This window comes from Streptomyces sp. SID9727 (assembly GCF_010550605.1).
GTDB lineage: Bacteria > Actinomycetota > Actinomycetes > Streptomycetales > Streptomycetaceae > Streptomyces.
Map to the genome: position 1 here is coordinate 1 of NZ_JAAGNI010000376.1, position 1,020 is coordinate 1,020.

General features: G+C 78.1%; 1 protein-coding gene and 1 pseudogene. Both read right to left on the reverse strand.

The features are described from left to right. Window positions 1-298, reverse strand: a pseudogene (locus tag G3I41_RS26330) (hypothetical protein); the annotation flags it as partial. Between the two features lie 69 nt (window positions 299-367). Continuing rightward, the coding region (locus G3I41_RS26335) for a tetratricopeptide repeat protein (RefSeq protein ID WP_164402859.1) at window positions 368-1,020 on the reverse strand (653 nt) is incomplete at its 5' end.

A 1,020-nucleotide genomic window follows, 5' to 3' on the forward strand; every position in this document is an offset into this window, starting at 1 on the left:
AGCGGCCGGGCCCGTCGTCCCGGGCGCCCCCGAGCACGGCGAACGACAGCCCGTCGGGCAGGGCGCGCAGGGCGGCGGCGAGCGCTGCGGCGGCGTCCCTCCGGCGCGCCGGGGCGACGTCCAGGGCGAGGACGACGGCGAGTTCACCGGCGGGCCGCTGGTCCCGGGGGCCGGTGCCGGTGGCCTTGACGCGCACATGGGCGTCGATCCGGGTCTCGTGGTGCGGCTGTTGGTCGCGCCGGACGTCGACGGACACGGCGAAGCGGAGCCCGGTCGGCGACGGGTCGGGAGCGGCCATGAACGGTTCTCCAGGGAGGTACGGCATGAGGGCGGGCGGGGCGGGTCGTGGCGGTCCGCGGACGCCCCGTCAGAACCGTGTCTGCGGGCGCACCGCGTGCGAGAGGTCGATGAGCCGTTCGTGGTCCTCCGGCTTCTGGCGCTGCCGGGCCAGCCAGCGGTAGCACTGCTCCAGTTCCGCGCGGACCTCCCGTTCGCCGGGGACGGGTGGGGGCGGGAGGCCCCTGCGGAGCCAGGTCCGGGGCGGCGGAGGGGGGCCGGCGGTCGTGCGGACCGCGTCGAGCTTCCACTCGTACAGTTCCGTGCGCAGCAGCCAGGCCGCCTCGTCCCCGGCGACGACGGGGGCGGCGATCGCCTTGAGCGCCGCGTCGATCTCCGGTTCGCCGGGGAGCGGGTGGTCCCCCGAGGCCAGCCGGGCGGCCCGGATGCGCAGGGCGGCGACCCGGGCCACGGTGTGGTCGCGGGATTCGTCGGGGACCAGGTCCAGGACCCGGACGGCGGCGGCCCGGTCGCCGCGGGCGAGGGCGAGCCGGGCGAGGCCGAGGGCGGCGCCGACGTGGGACGGGTTGCGGGCGTGGACCGCGCGGAACAGTTCGTAGGCGGACGGGCCGGCCCCGGGGCCCGCTTGTTCCGCGCAGTAGGCGAGGGCCAGCTTCGCCGCGTACTCGCCGGGCAGGGCGCGGTGGACGGCCGAGAAGTGGGCGTGGGCGGCCCGCAGGAGCG